Below are 16,394 nucleotides of genomic sequence, written 5' to 3'. Positions count from 1 at the left end.
GAATACCTCCCTGTACGCTGCGTCGGCGACGTCCCTGTCGCCGACGCTTTTGAAAACGGATCCCCATCACCCGCCCTTCGCGTTGAATCATTTAACTTCGTAAGAAGTTTGACTTTGTAGCTGACGAAGTCGGGTAGTTCGAATTGAAGGCCGAGCGCCGGGTGGAGCATTTCGAAAGCGTCGCAAACAGGAATGTTTGCGACGCAGCGTACAGGGATGTATTCACAGCGGTTTCGAAATGCTCCACCCGGTGATCGGCCGCCACATATCCTGCTTAGAACCACACGGTGCTCGCTACAAAGCTAATTACTGCCAGTTCAGAATAACTTTGCCGGATTCACCGGAACCCATGGTCTCGAAACCTTTCTGGTATTCATCCACCGGGAACTGGTGGGTGATGATCGGGGACAGATCGAGGCCGGACTGGATCAGACTTGCCATCTTGTACCAGGTCTCGAACATCTCGCGGCCGTAGATGCCTTTCAGGATCAGGCCCTTGAAAATCACCTGGCTCCAGTCGATGGCCATCTCGCCCGGGGGAATACCCAGCATCGCAATCTTGCCGCCGTGGTTCATCGCCGACAGCATATCGCGGAAGGCGACGGCCACACCGGACATCTCCAGACCCACGTCGAAGCCTTCGGTCATGCCGATTTCTTTCATCACGTCCGGCAGCTTTTCGCGGCTGACATTCACGGTGCGCGTCGCGCCCATTTTTTTTGCCAGATCCAGACGGTAATCATTGATGTCCGTGATTACCACGTGGCGCGCGCCCACATGACGGGCAACAGCGGCGGCCATGATGCCAATGGGGCCGGCGCCGGTGATCAGCACATCTTCGCCAACCAGGTCAAATGACAGCGCCGTGTGCACCGCATTGCCGAACGGATCGAAGATGGACGCCAGTTCGTCGGAAATGTTGTCCGGAATCTTGAATGCATTCAGTGCGGGAATAACGAGATATTCCGCGAAGGAACCCTGGCGGTTTACACCCACACCGTAAGTGTTGCGGCACAGGTGGCGGCGGCCGGCGCGGCAGTTACGGCAGTGGCCACAGGTGATGTGGCCCTCGCCACTAACCCTATCGCCAACTTTGAAGCCGGCCACTTCCTGGCCCATGCCCACCACTTCGCCCACGTATTCGTGGCCAACCACCATGGGTACCGGAATGGTCTTTTGCGACCACTCATCCCAGTGATAGATGTGCATGTCGGTGCCGCAAATCGCGGTCTTGCGGATCTTGATCAGCAGGTCGTTGTGACCCGGTTCCGGGATCTCGACATCCGTCATCCAGATGCCGGGTTCAGATTTGAGTTTGGATAGTGCTTTCATGGTACTGCTTAAATAATTTCCAGCTCTTTGCCGACTTCGATAAATGCATCAATACAGCGGTCCAGCTGCTCACGGGTGTGGGCGGCGGACATCTGGGTGCGGATACGGGCCTGGCCTTTTGGTACTACCGGGTAGAAGAAGCCCACCACGTAAATGCCTTTTTCCAGCATCTTGTCGGCCATCTTCTGTGCGAGCGCGGCGTCGCCGATCATCACCGGGATGATGGCGTGGTCGGCGCCTGCGAGGGTAAACCCGGCTTGTGTCATACGCTTGCGGAAATAGGCGGAGTTGTCCTGCAGCTGTTTGCGCAGTTCGCCACCCTCGATCAGCATGTCCAGTACTTTCAGTGACGCGGTCACGATGGCCGGTGCCACGGAGTTGGAGAACAGGTAGGGGCGCGAGCGCTGGCGCAGCAGATCGATGATCTCCTTGCGACCGGAAGTGAAACCACCGGAGGCGCCGCCGAGGGCCTTGCCCAGGGTGCCGGTAATGATGTCTACACGCTCGATCACGCCGCAGTACTCGTGGGTACCGCGGCCGTGTTCGCCGAGGAAACCCACCGCGTGGGAATCGTCCACCATCACCAGCGCATTGTATTTGTCCGCCAGATCGCAGATTCCCCTGAGATTCGCGATCACGCCGTCCATGGAAAACACGCCGTCGGTGGCGATGAGTTTGGTTCTGGCTCCGGCCGCATCGGCGGCCTTCAACTGTTCTTCCAGATCCGCCAGGTCGTTGTTGGCGTAGCGGAAGCGCTTGGCCTTGCACAGGCGCACACCGTCGATAATGGAGGCGTGGTTCAGCGCGTCGGAAATGATCGCGTCATCCGGGCCCAATAACGTTTCAAACAGACCGCCATTGGCGTCGAAACAGGAGGTGTAAAGAATGGTGTCTTCGGTCTGCAGAAACTCCGACAGTTGGAATTCCAGCGCCTTGTGAATGTCCTGAGTGCCACAGATAAAACGTACGGATGCCATACCAAAGCCGTACTGGTCGAGGCCATCTTTGGCAGCCTGGATCAGCTCCGGGTGATTGGCGAGTCCGAGATAGTTGTTGGCGCAAAAGTTCAGTACCTGGGTGTCGTTGTTGACCTGAATTTCGGCAGCCTGCTGGGAGGTGATAATGCGCTCGCGCTTGTAGAGGCCGTCGGCCTCGATCTGTTTCAGTTCGTCGCGCAGGTGCTGGAAAAAGTGCTCGGGCTTGGACATGGCGTTGTTATTGGCTCCCTATGGATTTGGTCGACAGGTGCTGGTGGCACAAGTCTAGTGGTCACACCGCCAGTTCACAGGCTTTGTGGGCCGTGACTGGTGCGTCGCTGGCACGGCAGTGGGTTGCAAAGGCCAGCGCGTCTTCCGTCGAGTCGAACAAGAGTTGCCACAGCAGTTGTCGATCGCTGCGTTTGACTGCCCGGACGGCCGTTCGGCTGCGTTGGGGGGCAATCTGGATTTCGATAACGTCGGTGCTGGATAGCGTGAATTCGGACATGTTCCCTCCAATAAAATGTATGGAGGGCTGACGGCGGAAGCGGCGATGCATCTGTGGCGCACATCCACAAAAAATCATCGCATCCGGTTGGATTGCACAGCTGGGCCGAAATCTTCGGTTGCCAGCAAGAGCCCCATCCCCTGCACAGTCGTACGCAACGTTACGGACTGTGAAGAGAAACCACCTTGCCCCGGCAGGCAGGTTGGCGTTGGCGTCAGCCACTCTCTTGATGTCGCGGGCAAAGATAGCGAGGGGGGAACGGGCAGTCAACCGCGCCGCCAATAAAGACGACGCGGCAGTTTTTTATGCGGGGAGCTGTACGGATTTCAGTTCAATAAACTCGTCCAGGCCGGCATTGCCAAATTCGCGCCCGTTGCCGGAACGCTTCATACCGCCGAAGGGTGCGTCGTAATTGAACTCACCGCCGTTGACGAAGCAGAGCCCGGCTTCCAGACGGCGCACGACGGGCATTGCCGACTCCGCATCTTTGGCCCACACACCGCTGGAGAGTCCGTACTGGGTGTCGTTGGCGATGGCGATGGCTTCGTCCATGTCCTTGTAGGGAATCAGGCAGGTGACCGGACCAAAAATCTCCTCGCGAGCGATGGCCATATCGTTGTCCACATCGGCGAATACCGTGGGACTGACGTAGAAACCCTTGGTGAAACCCTGCGGGGCCTCCACACCACCGGTGACGAGACGTGCGCCTTCCTCCACACCTTTCTGGATATAGCCCCGCACGATATCGCGCTGGCGGGCGGAGGAGAGAGGGCCCATGAAGGCGTTCCCGTCGGTACCCATCGCGGTGTCTTCCGCCACGCGCTTGGCGATCGCGACCGCCTCCTCGTAGCGTTCCGCGGGTACCAGCATACGGGTGAGCGCCGTGCAGGTCTGGCCGCTGTTGATGAAGACATCCTCGCAGCCCCAGCGCACCGCGGCTTCGAGATCCGCATCCGGAGTGATGATAAACGGCGACTTGCCGCCCAGCTCCTGGGTCACGCGTTTGACTGTGGGCGCCGCAGCGCGGGCCACCTCAATGCCGGCGCGGGTAGAGCCGGTAAACGAAATCATGTCGATATCTGCATGGCTGGACAGCGCCGCGCCCACAACTGGCCCGGCGCCGGGCACCAGGTTGAATACGCCCGCGGGTATGCCGGCGGCATCGATAATTTCCGCCATCACATAATCCTGCAGCGGCGTGATTTCCGACGGCTTCTGGATCATGGTGCAGCCGGCGGCCAGTGCCGGGGCCACCTTGCCGACGAACTGATGCAGCGGGTAATTCCAGGGGGTGATGAATCCGCACACGCCCACCGGCTCTTTCAGCACCAGCGAATGGCCCGCCTTTTCCGTCTCTTCCATCACTGCGGCGCGGTCGGCGTAGAAGCGCATCGCATAGATCGGGCCGTCGATATGCAGCCACTCGGTGATATGCGGGGGACAGCCGAGCGCCGTGGAAACGGCGGCGACAAGATCCTGCTTGCGCGCCTCCATACCGTCGGCAATGGCGTGCATCAGTGCCTGGCGCTTGGCGGCGCGGGTGTGGCGCCAATCCCTGAAGGCGGATTTTGCCGCGGCCACGGCGTCGTCCACATCATCCAGGGTGCCCTGAATCACATCGCACAGTGCTTCTTCGGTGGCCGGGTTGATGACCGGGTGCAGGCTGCCGCCCTTGGAGTCGCGCCACTCGCCGTTGATGTAGAGCTTTTTCGTAGGCAGGGATTTCAGGTCTGTCATGGTTGCTTCGCCGTACTATTCATTGTCGTTTTGGAGTTTCGATTTCCGTTTACGCCGGGGCAGTAATTTCAATCAGCGTTGGGCCCTTGCGCGCAAACGCTTCCAACACCGCTGAGTTCAGCTGTTCCGGTTTGCTGATACGGCAACCCTCGGCGCCGAAGGCGCGGGCGAGGGCCACAAAGTCCGGCGCGCGCAGGTTTACACCTTCCTGCTCCACGACGGCCTGATCCATAAAATCGCGGATCTCACCGTAACCGCTGTTGTTCCATACCAGGATCGGCAGCGCAAGCTGTTGTTCCACCGCCGCGGCCAGTTCACCCAGAGTGAACATGATGCCGCCGTCGCCGATCAGGGCGATGACCGGGCGTGGGCTCGACAGGGCAGCGCCGATGGCGGCGGGCAGGGCGAAACCCAGGGTGCCATAACCGGTGGTACAGGTGATGTGGCTGCGGGGCTGGAACAGTTTCAGTGCATGATTGGTGTTGTAGGCCAGCTGGGTGGAGTCGGTTACAAGAACGCCGTCCTCCGGCAGCGCGTCGCGCAGCGCCCGCACCCAGGGGTAACGCTCTTCGGAGCCGGGCCACCACTCCTGGCGGCAACCGTATAACAGGTCTTCCACTTCGGCGGTGGTGTGCTGCTGACGCTCAGGGTCTGCTGCGGGCAGCGATTCTGACAGTTGTGCCAGCGCGTTCCTGGCATCCGCGCAAATGGCGAGATCGGGATTGGCATTGCACACCAGCTGTGCCGGGTCGAGATCCACGCGGATCAGTTTGCCGTTGAACCGGTAATTGTCCCGCACCAGATTGCGGTCGGTCTCTGCCAGCTCCGTGGCCACCGCCAGTACCACGTCTGCGTTTTCGACGCGTTCGCGCACATTGCTGAAGCTCAGATTGGCGCCGCCGCACAGCGGGTGGCGTTCATCGACGATCCCTTTGGCCGCGAGTGACAGGAACACCGGAGCGGCAAGTTTTTCCGACAGCGCAGTGGCCTCAGCACTGGCCGCCTGCGCACCGCCACCCAGCAGGATAACCGGGGAACGGGCCTCTGCCAGCCATTGGGCGGCAGTGGCAATGGTTTCGGCCGGGGCCGCCGGCAGCGCCGTGGGATTGACCGCGCGGTAGTGCGTGAGCGGATTCCGCATGGGCGCGGGAAACAGGTCGATGGGGATTTCGATATGCACCGGACCCGGGCGCGGTGCATGCATCACCTGGAAGGCGCGCGCCAGTACTTCGGGCAATTGCTCGGCGCTGGTGAGCGCGTGCTGCCACACGCAGAAGCCGCGGGTCACATCCTGTTGGCGCGGCAGTTCGTGCAGGCGACCGCGTCCCGTACCCAGGTCTTCGCGGCGGTTGACCGCACTGATCACCAGCATGGGGATAGAGTCAGAATACGCCTGGGCCATGGCGGTGGCGGCGTTGGTGACGCCGGGGCCGGTAATCAGGAAGCACACGCCGGGTTTGCCACTGGCGCGGGCATAACCGTCCGCCATAAAGGCCGCCCCCTGTTCATGGCGCGGCGTGATATGGGTCAGGCCACTGCCGGGAAGGCCGCGGTAAAGTTCAATGGTGTGTACACCGGGGATACCGAACACCGTATCCACGTGGTACTGACGCAGCAGGTGCATCAGGGTCTGCGCGCAGCTGGGATTGGCTTGTGAAGGATTACTGGCCATTCGTCGGTCCTACTGTTCTTTTTTCTTCTGCCGTCAAATCTCCGCGAATACCTGAGATTTGCGCAGTGGTTGGTCGGAGCCTAGTCGCGGGCTGCCGGCACTGCAAGCGGCAGCAGAGTCTGCATTCCCACGGTAAAAAACGCAGGAAAATTGAGCCAGAGTGGCGTGGGCGACAGGATATTTCTGTTTTTGAGCAGAGATCGGTACGGCGGGCGAGACCGGCTGGGGGCTGATCCGGGATCGGTCGGGCAGGGACTGTCCAGTGCCCGGTGCTGTGCCCTGTCTCGTAGTTGGGCGGGTTGAAAATATGCTTCAATGCGCGCTCACGAAAAATAATGAAAAGCCGGTTTTTAGTTCAGGGGGAACAATGGCTATTGTCGGAATCGATCTGGGAACCACCAACAGTGCCTGTGGTGTCATGACGGAAGATGGAATCAAGCTGATTCCCAATCGTCTCGGCGAGGTGCTCACACCTTCTGTCGTAGGTCTTGATGATGCCGGCGAACTGGTTGTGGGGCGTACCGCCAAGGAACGCCTGATCAACCACAGCGATCGCACCGTGGCCGCATTCAAGCGCCTGATGGGCACCGATCACAAGGTCAAGCTCGGCCGCCAGATGTTCAGCGCCACAGAGCTTTCCGCCTTGGTACTGCGCGCATTGAAGGAGGACGCCGAAGCCTATCTTGGTGAACCCGTTACCGAGGCCGTGATCAGCGTGCCTGCCTATTTCAATGACAACCAGCGTCACGCCACCAAGCTCGCTGGCGAGCTTGCCGGCCTCAAGGTGGAGCGGTTGATCAACGAGCCCACTGCGGCGGCCATCGCCTATGGCCTGCACGACAAGCGCGAGGGCAATTTCCTCATTCTGGATATGGGAGGCGGCACCTTTGATGTGTCCATTCTCGAGTTTTTCGACGGCATCATGGAGGTGCACGCCAGTGCCGGCGACAACTTTCTCGGCGGCGAGGATTTTGTCGAGGCGATGATCGACAGCGTGTTGAAGGAGTTCAATATTGACCGGAGCGCGCTGTCCCCCCGGCAGCAGCAGAATCTGTATATGCAGATGGAGAGCGTAAAACGCCGTATCGGTCAGTCGGCGGAACAGCAGATCGAACTCGACCTCGGCCATGAAAAAATACAGTGGCAGGCGACCTCCGCGTGGTTTGAAAAGGTGGCCACACCCCTGCTGTTGCGGGCCAAGCGTCCGATCGAGCGCGCCATGCGCGACGCGGACATGCCCTCCCAGTCCATCGACGACGTGGTGCTGGTGGGCGGTTCCACACGTATGGGGCTGTTCCGTTCCATGGTGGGACGCATGTTCGGGCGCCTGCCGTCTTGTCATCTCGACCCGGATACCGTGGTGGCCATGGGCGCGGCGATACAGGCGGGGCTCAAGTCCCGCAATGCCGCGCTGGATGACATCGTGCTCACGGATGTCTGCCCCTACACCCTCGGTACCGGCATCATCAATGAAGACAGTCCGGACCAGGGCGAATACTTTCTGCCGATCATCGAGCGCAATACGGTCGTGCCGGTGAGTGTGGTGCGACAGGTCTGCACCGCCAGCGACAACCAGACGGAACTGCGCATCGATGTTTACCAGGGCGAGAACCGTCTGGTGAAAAAGAATGTCTATCTCGGGGAGATGAGTGTGCCGGTGCCGAAGGGCCCGCGCGGCAAGGAGTCCGTGGATATCCGTTACAGCTATGACATGAACGGTTTACTGGAAGTGGATGTTACCGTGGTTTCCACCGGTAAGGCCTACAACAAACTGATCGAATTTACTCCCGGCGCACTGAACGATAAGGAAAAGGCCGCAGCACTGGAAAAGCTGGCGGCGCTGAAATTCCATCCGCGTGAGGACGAGGCCAATCGCGCGTTGATCGCGCGCGGTGAGCGTTTGTACGAAGCGAGCCTGGGGCAACAGCGCGAGATCATTTCCCGCGCCCTGGGTGAGTTCGACCGCGTGCTCAACGGGCAAAACCCGGCGGAAATCAAGAGGGCCCAGGCGAGTCTGCGGGATTTTCTCGATCGCTTCGACGGTGAGGACTGGATCTGATGAATTCCTGGGCGATTCTCGGTATCGAGCCCTGTGACGACCCGCGCGCGATCAAGCGCGCCTATGCAATAAAACTGAAGCAGAACCGGCCGGATGAAAGACCGGAAGCGTTTCAGCAGTTGCACAGCGCCTATAAACAGGCATTGAGACTTGCCCAGGCCAGCGCGGAGCGGCGCCAGCGGAATACAGCGGAACTGGTCGACCCGGTGCCGGAAGTGCTCGCGGCCGAAGAATCTTCTACGGTGGCGGCGAGTTCGGAAATGCCACCATCAGGGACTTTGGGCGAGATTACTGCGGTGTCAGCCCCAGTCGGGGAAGATGCGGATTCTGCACCAAACCGCGAAAGCGAGGCGTCGGTCTCCGTGGTGACAAAGGCGGACGATGATGAGGCGTCTACGGAAGAAGACGCTGCCCGGCAATTGCGCATTGAGGAATATCACCGGGTACTGGCGCTGGTAGAGCAGGCCCTGCAAGACCCGCTGCGGGTCAACCTGGAAAACCGCTGGCATTTTCTCGTCGAGTCCCCTTACATGCTGGAGGACGAGTACAACTGGAATCTCGGCCTTGCGGTGTTCGAGCGTTTTGCCCGTTTCAATCTGGCTGCGGCGGAAGCCAAGGGTAAAGGGAAGGAGAAATACCGCACCGTTATTACCGATAATGTACTTGCGTACTGCGATCAGTTGTTCGGTTGGTCGGGCGCCGTGGAAACTTATTATGCGCGTTTCGGTAAAGAGCTCGCGGACATTTTGTTTGATGCTCTGCAGACCGACCCTCGTGATGCGGACCCCGCTTCGGCGATTCGCGGCGGCAGCAAACTGGTGCGTCAGAAAGCCCGGGTTCTACAGGAGCGGCTGGAGCAGTATTTTTTCGGTGGGCTGCTCGGGCGCGCAGTGGCGGTGATTCTGGACATCGGGTTGGTTCACCTGATGGTCGGGGTGCTGGCCACGGCGGTGATCATGAAAGTCACCGGGCAAACAGAGTCGGATGCCACATTTTCCGGCCTGCTGTTCTCTGGCTCGGTTTACCTGCTGTTGTCGTGGCTGGCGGAGTGCTCGCAATGGCAGACCACGCCGGGGAAGTGGTTGCTGGGGTACCGGGTAATGGACAGGGACTTCCAGCGTGTGGGGTACCTTCGTGGTCTGTGGCGGACGGCCAGCTTTCTTCTCACCGTGCCGACTCTCAAGATCGGCTGGTTTATCAATTGTTTTCTTGGCGGCAACCTGTTGCACGACCGTATGAGTCGCACCTATGTGGTGAATTACCGCAAGAGCCGCGAGGAGCATCTGCGCCGGCACGGGTAACGCGCTATCGCGCAGGGACAAATTGGGATTGGCGAGGTAACTTCGTACACTAGCCGGAGTTATCCGTTTCATAAGTTGTAGCAGTGGTAATTGTTGTATCTGGAAAGGGAAGGTTATGACAGCGATGGACATTGGCCAGTGGCGGCGGGAATACCTGCAGGGCGGCTTGCAGCGGGGTGATCTGGCGGACGATCCGATCAGCCAGTTTCGCGCCTGGCTTGAAGAGGTGGTGAAGGCGGATATTTCCGACCCGAGCGCCATGTGCCTCAGTACCGCCGACGCGAGCGGGCAACCGTCGCAGCGGATCGTGCTGCTGAAGGGGTTCGATGCGCGCGGCTTTGTGTTTTATACCAACCTGAAAAGTCAGAAAGCGTGGGATATTACGGCCAATCCCAAGGCGTCCCTGTTATTTCCTTGGCATTTTCTGGAGCGCCAGGTGATTGTGCGCGGTGACGTGCTGTCGCTGACGGATGCGGAGGCGGACGACTATTTCCGCAGCCGGCCGCGGGACAGCCAGATCGCGGCCTGGGCATCCCACCAGAGCGATGCCATCGTGTCCCGCCAGGTGCTGGAAGACAGCTTCGAAGCATTTCACGAAAAATTTGCCGGTCAGGATGTGCCGCGCCCGGCGTTCTGGGGGGGGTACCGTGTGGTCCCTCACGCAGTGGAGTTCTGGCAGGGGCGCGCCTCGCGTCTTCACGACCGCTTTGTGTATCGCTCTATGGGTGATGGGGAGTGGCAGATTGAGCGACTGAGTCCATGATTGAATTTTTCCCGTCATTCGCGGCATGGATACCTGCTATTGCCTGAGGCAATGTAGCGGGCCTTGAAGCTGTTACCAATCGGATCAATGGCTCACCCCATAGTTTGAGCCGAGGGTGCAGGGAGAATTTAGGAAACAAATGCCCGGTACCCATCGCGTTGACGGTGGAGGTAATGCACTTTTGTCCTTTTCTGTGAGTGATGTTCCTGACCTTCGGGGAGCCGTGGAATACATTGCTCGAAAAAATAAACTTTTGTAACGGAAAGACCTCTTGTAGTCTTTGCTCTGCCGGCGCCCGTCATCGGGTGTCGGCGGAAAAACAGCGCGGTAACTGATCGGGTCGCGAAATATGGATGTCGCGTAATAAGCAGTACCGGTCGCGGTGAGTCTGTTGCTGGAAAATACATAAAAATAACTTGATGCAATGGAGAGAAAACATGGGAAGCCCATCTGACGCTTTTACCCCAAAATCCTTTCGCTTGGCTTACAGCAGTGCCGGAACCAATGGAAAAGGCCGGAATCTGGTTCTAACCTCCGCCTGCTCCATCGCCGCCATGTCATTGGCGTGCGGTATTGGTACGGCTCATGCCATGGAAAATTCCATCGACACCCTGTTGGAGGAAGTACAGGTTGTCGCCCGCAAACGCGGCGATGCGGAGCGTCTGCAGGACGTGCCGGTAGCGGCTACCGCATACTCTGGCGACCAGTTGGAAGCCTTGCAGACCCGCGATCTGGAAAGTCTGGCGTTTAAAATGCCCAATGTGCAGATGGACGACGCCGGTACGATCAAAAGTACCGCCAACTTCACGGTGCGTGGTCTCGGCGTCAACAGTTCTATTCCCTCCATCGACCCCACCGTTGGTGTGTTTGTGGACGGCATGTATATGGGGATCAACGCCGGGGTGATCCTGGATCTGTTCGATCTGGAGGGTATTGAGGTGCTGCGTGGCCCGCAGGGGCTGCTGTTCGGTCGGAATGTGACCGGTGGTGCGGTGGTTGTAAAAACCGCCAAGCCCACCGAGGAATTCACCAGCAAGGTGCGTTTCTCCACCACCGCCCAGCAGGAAACCAATCTGGCGGGTACCGTTTCCGGCAAGATCAGCGACAGTGTCAACGGGCGCCTGACCGCCTATTACAGCGACGATCAGGGCTGGTTCGAAAACAAGGCCACCGGTAATGACAACTTCGGTGCATCTGAAACCTGGTTCGTGCGTCCGAGTTTTACCGTCGATTTGAGCGAGACCGCGAATTTGATCGTACGCCTGGAAAGTGGCCATGTGGATGCGGATGGGATAACCGGTATCAATCATGGCGATTCCGCCCAAGCCATTGCTGCCTCTGTCGGTGTAACCGACTGGGATAACAGTAAGGATTCCTTTGAGCTTGCCATCGACGAGGAAGGTTGGGCGGAGACCGACTGGAGTCAGGCGATCGCCGAGTACAACCAGGATGTCGCCTTCGGCAACGGCACCATCACCAATGTGTTGGCGTGGCGTGACTATGAGACATCCGGTGTTGGTGATATTGATTCTCTGCCGTTGCCTATTTTCCACTCCTATAGTCTGATCGACCAGAACCAACTGAGTAATGAATTGCGTTACTCGGGGCGCTTTGGTTCCACTTCCGTTACCAGTGGCGTGTATTGGTTTACTCAGGACCTGGAATATATTGAGCAACGTAGCTTTTCGGGTGGTTCTCTGGTTATGGCTGGCGGGGGTGTTCAGGACCACACCGCTGTGGGGGTATTTACCCAGGCGGATATCGATCTTAATGAGTCCTGGGTACTGACTCTGGGTGGCCGTTACTCCAAAGAGGAAAAGGACGCAGATATTGCTTCTATTGCGCCCGGTGGTGGTTGTGACCGCGAGGCATGTTACAGCTACGATTTCAGCGATACTGAAGAGTGGAGTGCTTTTACCCCGAAAGTTGGCCTGCAGTGGGCAATCAGTGACTCCGCCCAGAGCTACGCGGTATGGACCAAGGGCTTCCGCAGTGGTGGCTACAACATGCGTAACACCGTGCCAGGGGAATCGCCGGGGCCGACAGACCAGGAAGAGCAGAACAGTTTCGAGCTTGGGGCTAAATTACAGTGGCTGGACGGCCGCGTAAAAGCCAACATGGCGCTGTTTCACAACACCATCGACGACATGCAGCGGGAGGTTAACTTGCCGATTGAGCCCGCTGGTGTGGCGCAGCTGATCCGTAACACTGCCAACGCCACCATTCGCGGCGCCGAGTTTGAACTGATGGCAGCAGCCTCCGAGAACCTGCTGTTGACCATGAACCTGGGCTATGTTGATGGCGAGTACGACGATGTGTGGCTGGATATCAGCGGTGACGGCGTGGTGGATGGTGCGGATTACGCGCTGGAAATTCCGCGCCTCGCTCCCTGGACTTACGGCGTTGGCATGGTGCACGACCTGCAGCTGGGAAGCTGGGGCGCGCTTACCTCACGTATCAATTACAACCACCGCGACGCCTCCGCCTATACCGACAACAACCTCGGTATGTTGAGCGAGGTGGAAATGGTGGATTTCAGCATCGGCATCGAACCGGACGGTGGCAATTATCGTGTGGCGTTGTTTGGCAAGAATATGCTGGATGAGGTCAGTGAGGGCAACGATACCCAGCTGCCTACGTCCATGGGCGGTGTGGGTGCCAGCTTCACCCCGCTCAACCGCGGTCGTATCGTGGGTATTGAGTTGAACTACGAAATCTAGACGACAACTCGTCCCTTTCCGTCTTGTTTGGCCCGGCTATGCCGGGCCTTTTATGTTGTAGGATTCAGGTTTCTCTAACAGGAGCGGGGAGAACCCTATGCGTTACATAGATCTTCCGGAGTTCGGCGGTCCGGAAAAAATGCAGCTCGCGCAAGGTGATGTGCCGGTGGCCGGTGCGGGTGAAGTGCTGATCCGTGTCGAAGCCGCCGGTGTAAATCGCCCGGATGTCGTCCAGCGCGCGGGGTTCTACCCACCACCAGCGGGAGCTTCTCCGGTGCTTGGGCTCGAAGTCGCAGGCCAGGTCGCGGCCGTCGGCGAGGGGGTGACCCGCTGGCAGGTTGGTGAGCGGGTATGCGCCCTTACCAACGGTGGCGGTTACGCGGAATATGCACTGGCACCTGCGGCGCAGTGCCTGCCGGTTCCGGAGGGACTGACGGCGGTTGAAGCCGCGGCATTGCCGGAAACGTTTTTCACGGTGTGGAGCAACCTGATTCACCGTGCGCATCTCAAACAGGGTGAGACATTACTGGTGCACGGCGGCTCTTCCGGTATCGGCACCAGCGCCATCCAGATCGCGGTCAGCCTGGGCGTACGGGTATTCGCTACCGCGGGCAGCGCTGAGAAATGCGCGGCCTGTAAAAAGCTGGGCGCTGAGCGCGCCATCAATTACCGCGAACAGGATTTCGTGGCTGAGGTACGGGCGGCCACCAACAATCGTGGCGCCGATGTGATTCTCGATATGGTGGGGGGCGACTATGTCGACCGCAATATCCAGGCTGCTGCTCAAGACGGACGCATTGTCAATATCGCGTTTCTTGCCGGTGCCAGAGTTGAAGTCAACATGTTACCGGTTATGCTGAAACGCCTGACCTTGACCGGTTCCACTCTGCGCCCCCAGCGGCCAGAGGTGAAAGCCGCTATCGCACGAGACCTGCTGGAGCAGGTGTGGCCACTGGTTGCGACCGGCAAAATCCGTCCGCAGATTGCGGCAACATTTCCGCTTGCAGATGTAGCGGCAGCGCACCGTTTGATGGAATCCAGTAATCATATTGGCAAGATTGTTCTGGAGATCTGAGCGGCGGGTAGATTGTGTCCGGTAATTCTCTCGTGCCGGGAAAATCTGTTTTCGGGGTATACAGCAGACGTAACATCGCGACCTCACCAGATGTGAGGTCAGTGTAAGCGCGGTAGAGTTTGCTGATATTACGCACGTACTGCACCGGCTCGGCGCCCCGGGCATAGCCATAGCGCGCGCTTTTGAAATAGCGTGGCTCTGACAGTTTGAGCATGGCTACCTCGACGTTGTCGAACCAGATGTCAGGATCCAGATCCAGTTTTTTCGCCAGCCGCTGTGCATCATAGAGATGACCGATGCCCGCGTTGTAGGCGGCGAGCGAGAACCACAGGCGGTTCTCCAGGCTGACATCCCCGGGAAAGCGGTCGCGAATCCAGTTCAGGTATTTCACGCCCGCCTGAATGCCACGTTCTGGCTCGAAGAGTGGCGGGGGGTAACCGACTTCCTCGGCGGTGCGCGGCATAACCTGTAGCAGGCCCTGCGCGCCGACGGGAGACTCCGCTTTCGGGTTGAAGCTGCTTTCCTGCCACATCTGTGCCACGATGAGGCGCCAGTCGAATTCGTATTCTCTGGCAGAGTGTTTTACCAGCTTGTCGTAAGGGGAGAGTGCACCTCCCGGGCGTACCCGCTCCGCGATCTTGTCGTTGACTCTTTTATTGGGTTTGAAGTAATAGGCTGTTTTTTTGCTGTAGTCGTCGGTTTTTCGAAATTCGGTAATAAACGCATCGATTTTTTTTCGCAGCGTGTCATTGCCTCTGACGACCATCCATCCCTGCGGGAATGGTTCGCTGACCAATGGCCCCGCCGAGAGATCACTGCGAAGGGATGCGCCGATTTCCGCGGCACTGGCATCAACAATGGTGGCATCGGCCTCGCCCTCCGCCACCATATTGATGATGCGTTCGTAGCTTACCTCCGGGTCTGCAATTTCAATCTTGACGCGGATTCCGCTCTGCTGCAGTTTCTTCGCTATGTCTTCAAAAATGGTATAGGCGCGGAGTGTCAGTGTGCGTCCGTTGAGATCCTGCAGGCTATTGATGGCCGGTTTGCCACTGTGGCTCAGGATCTGTTCCGCCATTTCGAGGTAGGGGGTGCTGAAATCAACCCCCTGCGCTTTGCGCCGGTCCGTGATGGTTGTAGACGCACCGGCAAAATCTCCCCGACCGGCCTTCAACCATTCAATCAGTTCCTGGTCGTGCGGCACCACGATCAGCTCCAGTTCCAGGCCGTGCTTGTCGGCAAATTTTTTCGCCAGATCGTAGTCGAACCCCATCAGTGTGCCCTTCCACATGAAGTAGCTCGTGGGGCCGTTGTAGGTAAGGAAGCGGATGACTTTGGATTTCTTGATGGAAGCCCAGTCCGACTTTCTCTCCTTGGGTGCAGAAATCAATTTTTTGGTCAGAAAGTTGTTAACGCGCAGCTTGAGTTCAGGGGAATCTTTACGCATCGCCCAGACGATGTCCTCTTCTCCACTGACAAAAGCGCCGGTTTTAAAATCATCTCGGTAGCTTTTCACGCCCTCCATCAGGTTGTTGTCAACGATGGTGATCAAGTCTTTCTGTTGGTTGAGGTCGTCCAATAAATGGTCGATGGTGTCTTCCGAGCGCAGAGCTCGCACCTCAACCTTGACCGATGGATTTTTTTTCTGGAGCTCTTTGGCGGTGATGGCATAGGTGCTGCCTTCCAGGGCCAAAATGACGGAATTACCAAGCTTTGACGGGTCGCTGATATCTGGGCCGTCAATGCCGGTCACCAGTTGTTGCCGGGCTCGCGCGATGGTTTCCGACAAATCAAAATTTTCTTCGCGCTCTTCGGTACGGGTGAGGTTGCCGGCGAAGACATCGGCTCGTCCGTTTTTGATCATCTGCAGCGCCTGCTCCGGCGATGCGGCGGCCAGCCAGTGAGGGGTGAGTTTGAGCCTTCTGGCAAGATCCGTAGCCAGCTCATACTGGAGTTGGGTAACGATGGTGGCGCGAGGGAGCAGGTCATCCCGATTGGCCGCAAGAGTGACAAAGCGGATAGAGCCGCGTTTTTTAATGGCCGCGAGGTCTCCCGATTCTGTGTAATTTTCGAAGCGGGTATCCTTTTCTGTGGTGAATTCTTTGGGTGAGGTTGTTTTGTTTTCCTCACTCTGCTTTTTTTCGCATCCGCCGCACAACGTGGCCAGAGCGGCAATCATCACGGTGAGCAGCAGAAACCGCTTGGTATTTTTCGCACCCATGAATTACTCCACCTTCCGCGAGAAAAATG

General features: G+C 58.3%; 10 protein-coding genes, 1 pseudogene and 1 riboswitch. Of the genes and pseudogenes, 5 read left to right on the top strand and 6 right to left on the bottom strand.

What is annotated here, in order from left to right:
* Positions 1 to 306: 306 nt before the first annotated feature.
* The 5 genes from tdh to C3938_RS01035 all read right to left on the bottom strand — a co-directional run bounded on the left by tdh (position 307) and on the right by C3938_RS01035 (position 6,226).
* Positions 307 to 1,332 carry an L-threonine 3-dehydrogenase gene (gene tdh / locus C3938_RS01055; protein WP_105101429.1) on the bottom strand — a complete coding sequence of 342 codons (1,026 nt, stop codon included), beginning with the start codon at positions 1,330 to 1,332 and terminating at the stop codon, positions 307 to 309.
* An 8-nt stretch (positions 1,333 to 1,340) separates the two neighbouring features.
* The gene (locus C3938_RS01050) at positions 1,341 to 2,540 is read right to left on the bottom strand and encodes a glycine C-acetyltransferase (protein ID WP_105101428.1); all 1,200 of its coding nucleotides are present in this window, start codon (positions 2,538 to 2,540) and stop codon (positions 1,341 to 1,343) included.
* A 61-nt stretch (positions 2,541 to 2,601) separates the two neighbouring features.
* Positions 2,602 to 2,817 (bottom strand): hypothetical protein, encoded by a 216-nt coding sequence (locus C3938_RS01045; RefSeq protein WP_105101427.1) that lies wholly within the window; start codon positions 2,815 to 2,817, stop codon positions 2,602 to 2,604.
* A gap of 104 nt (positions 2,818 to 2,921) precedes the next feature.
* A riboswitch (SAM-I-IV-variant riboswitch) is annotated at positions 2,922 to 3,055 on the bottom strand.
* Between the two features lie 65 nt (positions 3,056 to 3,120).
* A complete protein-coding gene (locus C3938_RS01040; protein ID WP_105101426.1) occupies positions 3,121 to 4,554 on the bottom strand; it encodes an aldehyde dehydrogenase family protein in 1,434 nt (477 codons plus the stop codon).
* A 49-nt stretch (positions 4,555 to 4,603) separates the two neighbouring features.
* Positions 4,604 to 6,226 (bottom strand): 5-guanidino-2-oxopentanoate decarboxylase, encoded by a 1,623-nt coding sequence (locus tag C3938_RS01035; protein ID WP_105101425.1) that lies wholly within the window; start codon positions 6,224 to 6,226, stop codon positions 4,604 to 4,606.
* A gap of 367 nt (positions 6,227 to 6,593) precedes the next feature.
* Here C3938_RS01035 and C3938_RS01030 point away from each other — a divergent pair, with 367 nt between their 5' ends.
* The 5 genes from C3938_RS01030 to C3938_RS18135 all read left to right on the top strand — a co-directional run bounded on the left by C3938_RS01030 (position 6,594) and on the right by C3938_RS18135 (position 14,144).
* The gene (locus C3938_RS01030; protein ID WP_105101424.1) at positions 6,594 to 8,285 is read left to right on the top strand and encodes a molecular chaperone HscC; all 1,692 of its coding nucleotides are present in this window, start codon (positions 6,594 to 6,596) and stop codon (positions 8,283 to 8,285) included.
* Positions 8,285 to 9,586, top strand: a complete 1,302-nt coding sequence (locus C3938_RS01025; RefSeq protein ID WP_105101423.1) for an RDD family protein — start codon at positions 8,285 to 8,287, stop codon at positions 9,584 to 9,586. The genes C3938_RS01030 and C3938_RS01025 overlap by 1 nt, the downstream gene beginning before the upstream one ends.
* A gap of 124 nt (positions 9,587 to 9,710) precedes the next feature.
* On the top strand, positions 9,711 to 10,349 hold the full coding sequence (gene pdxH / locus C3938_RS01020; protein ID WP_105101422.1) for a pyridoxamine 5'-phosphate oxidase: 639 nt from the start codon (positions 9,711 to 9,713) through the stop codon (positions 10,347 to 10,349).
* Between the two features lie 437 nt (positions 10,350 to 10,786).
* The gene (locus C3938_RS01015; protein WP_105101421.1) at positions 10,787 to 13,069 is read left to right on the top strand and encodes a TonB-dependent receptor; all 2,283 of its coding nucleotides are present in this window, start codon (positions 10,787 to 10,789) and stop codon (positions 13,067 to 13,069) included.
* A gap of 97 nt (positions 13,070 to 13,166) precedes the next feature.
* Positions 13,167 to 14,144 (top strand): NAD(P)H-quinone oxidoreductase, encoded by a 978-nt coding sequence (locus C3938_RS18135; protein ID WP_105101420.1) that lies wholly within the window; start codon positions 13,167 to 13,169, stop codon positions 14,142 to 14,144.
* 265 nt (positions 14,145 to 14,409) lie between these two features.
* On the opposite strand, the pseudogene C3938_RS01005 reads toward C3938_RS18135, so the two are convergent.
* Positions 14,410 to 16,323, bottom strand: a pseudogene (locus tag C3938_RS01005) (transporter substrate-binding domain-containing protein); the annotation flags it as partial.
* Positions 16,324 to 16,394 lie beyond the last annotated feature (71 nt).

The organism is Microbulbifer pacificus, from assembly GCF_002959965.1.
Taxonomy (GTDB): Bacteria; Pseudomonadota; Gammaproteobacteria; order Pseudomonadales; family Cellvibrionaceae; genus Microbulbifer; species Microbulbifer pacificus_A.
This window is presented reverse-complemented; position numbering and strand designations above follow the sequence as displayed.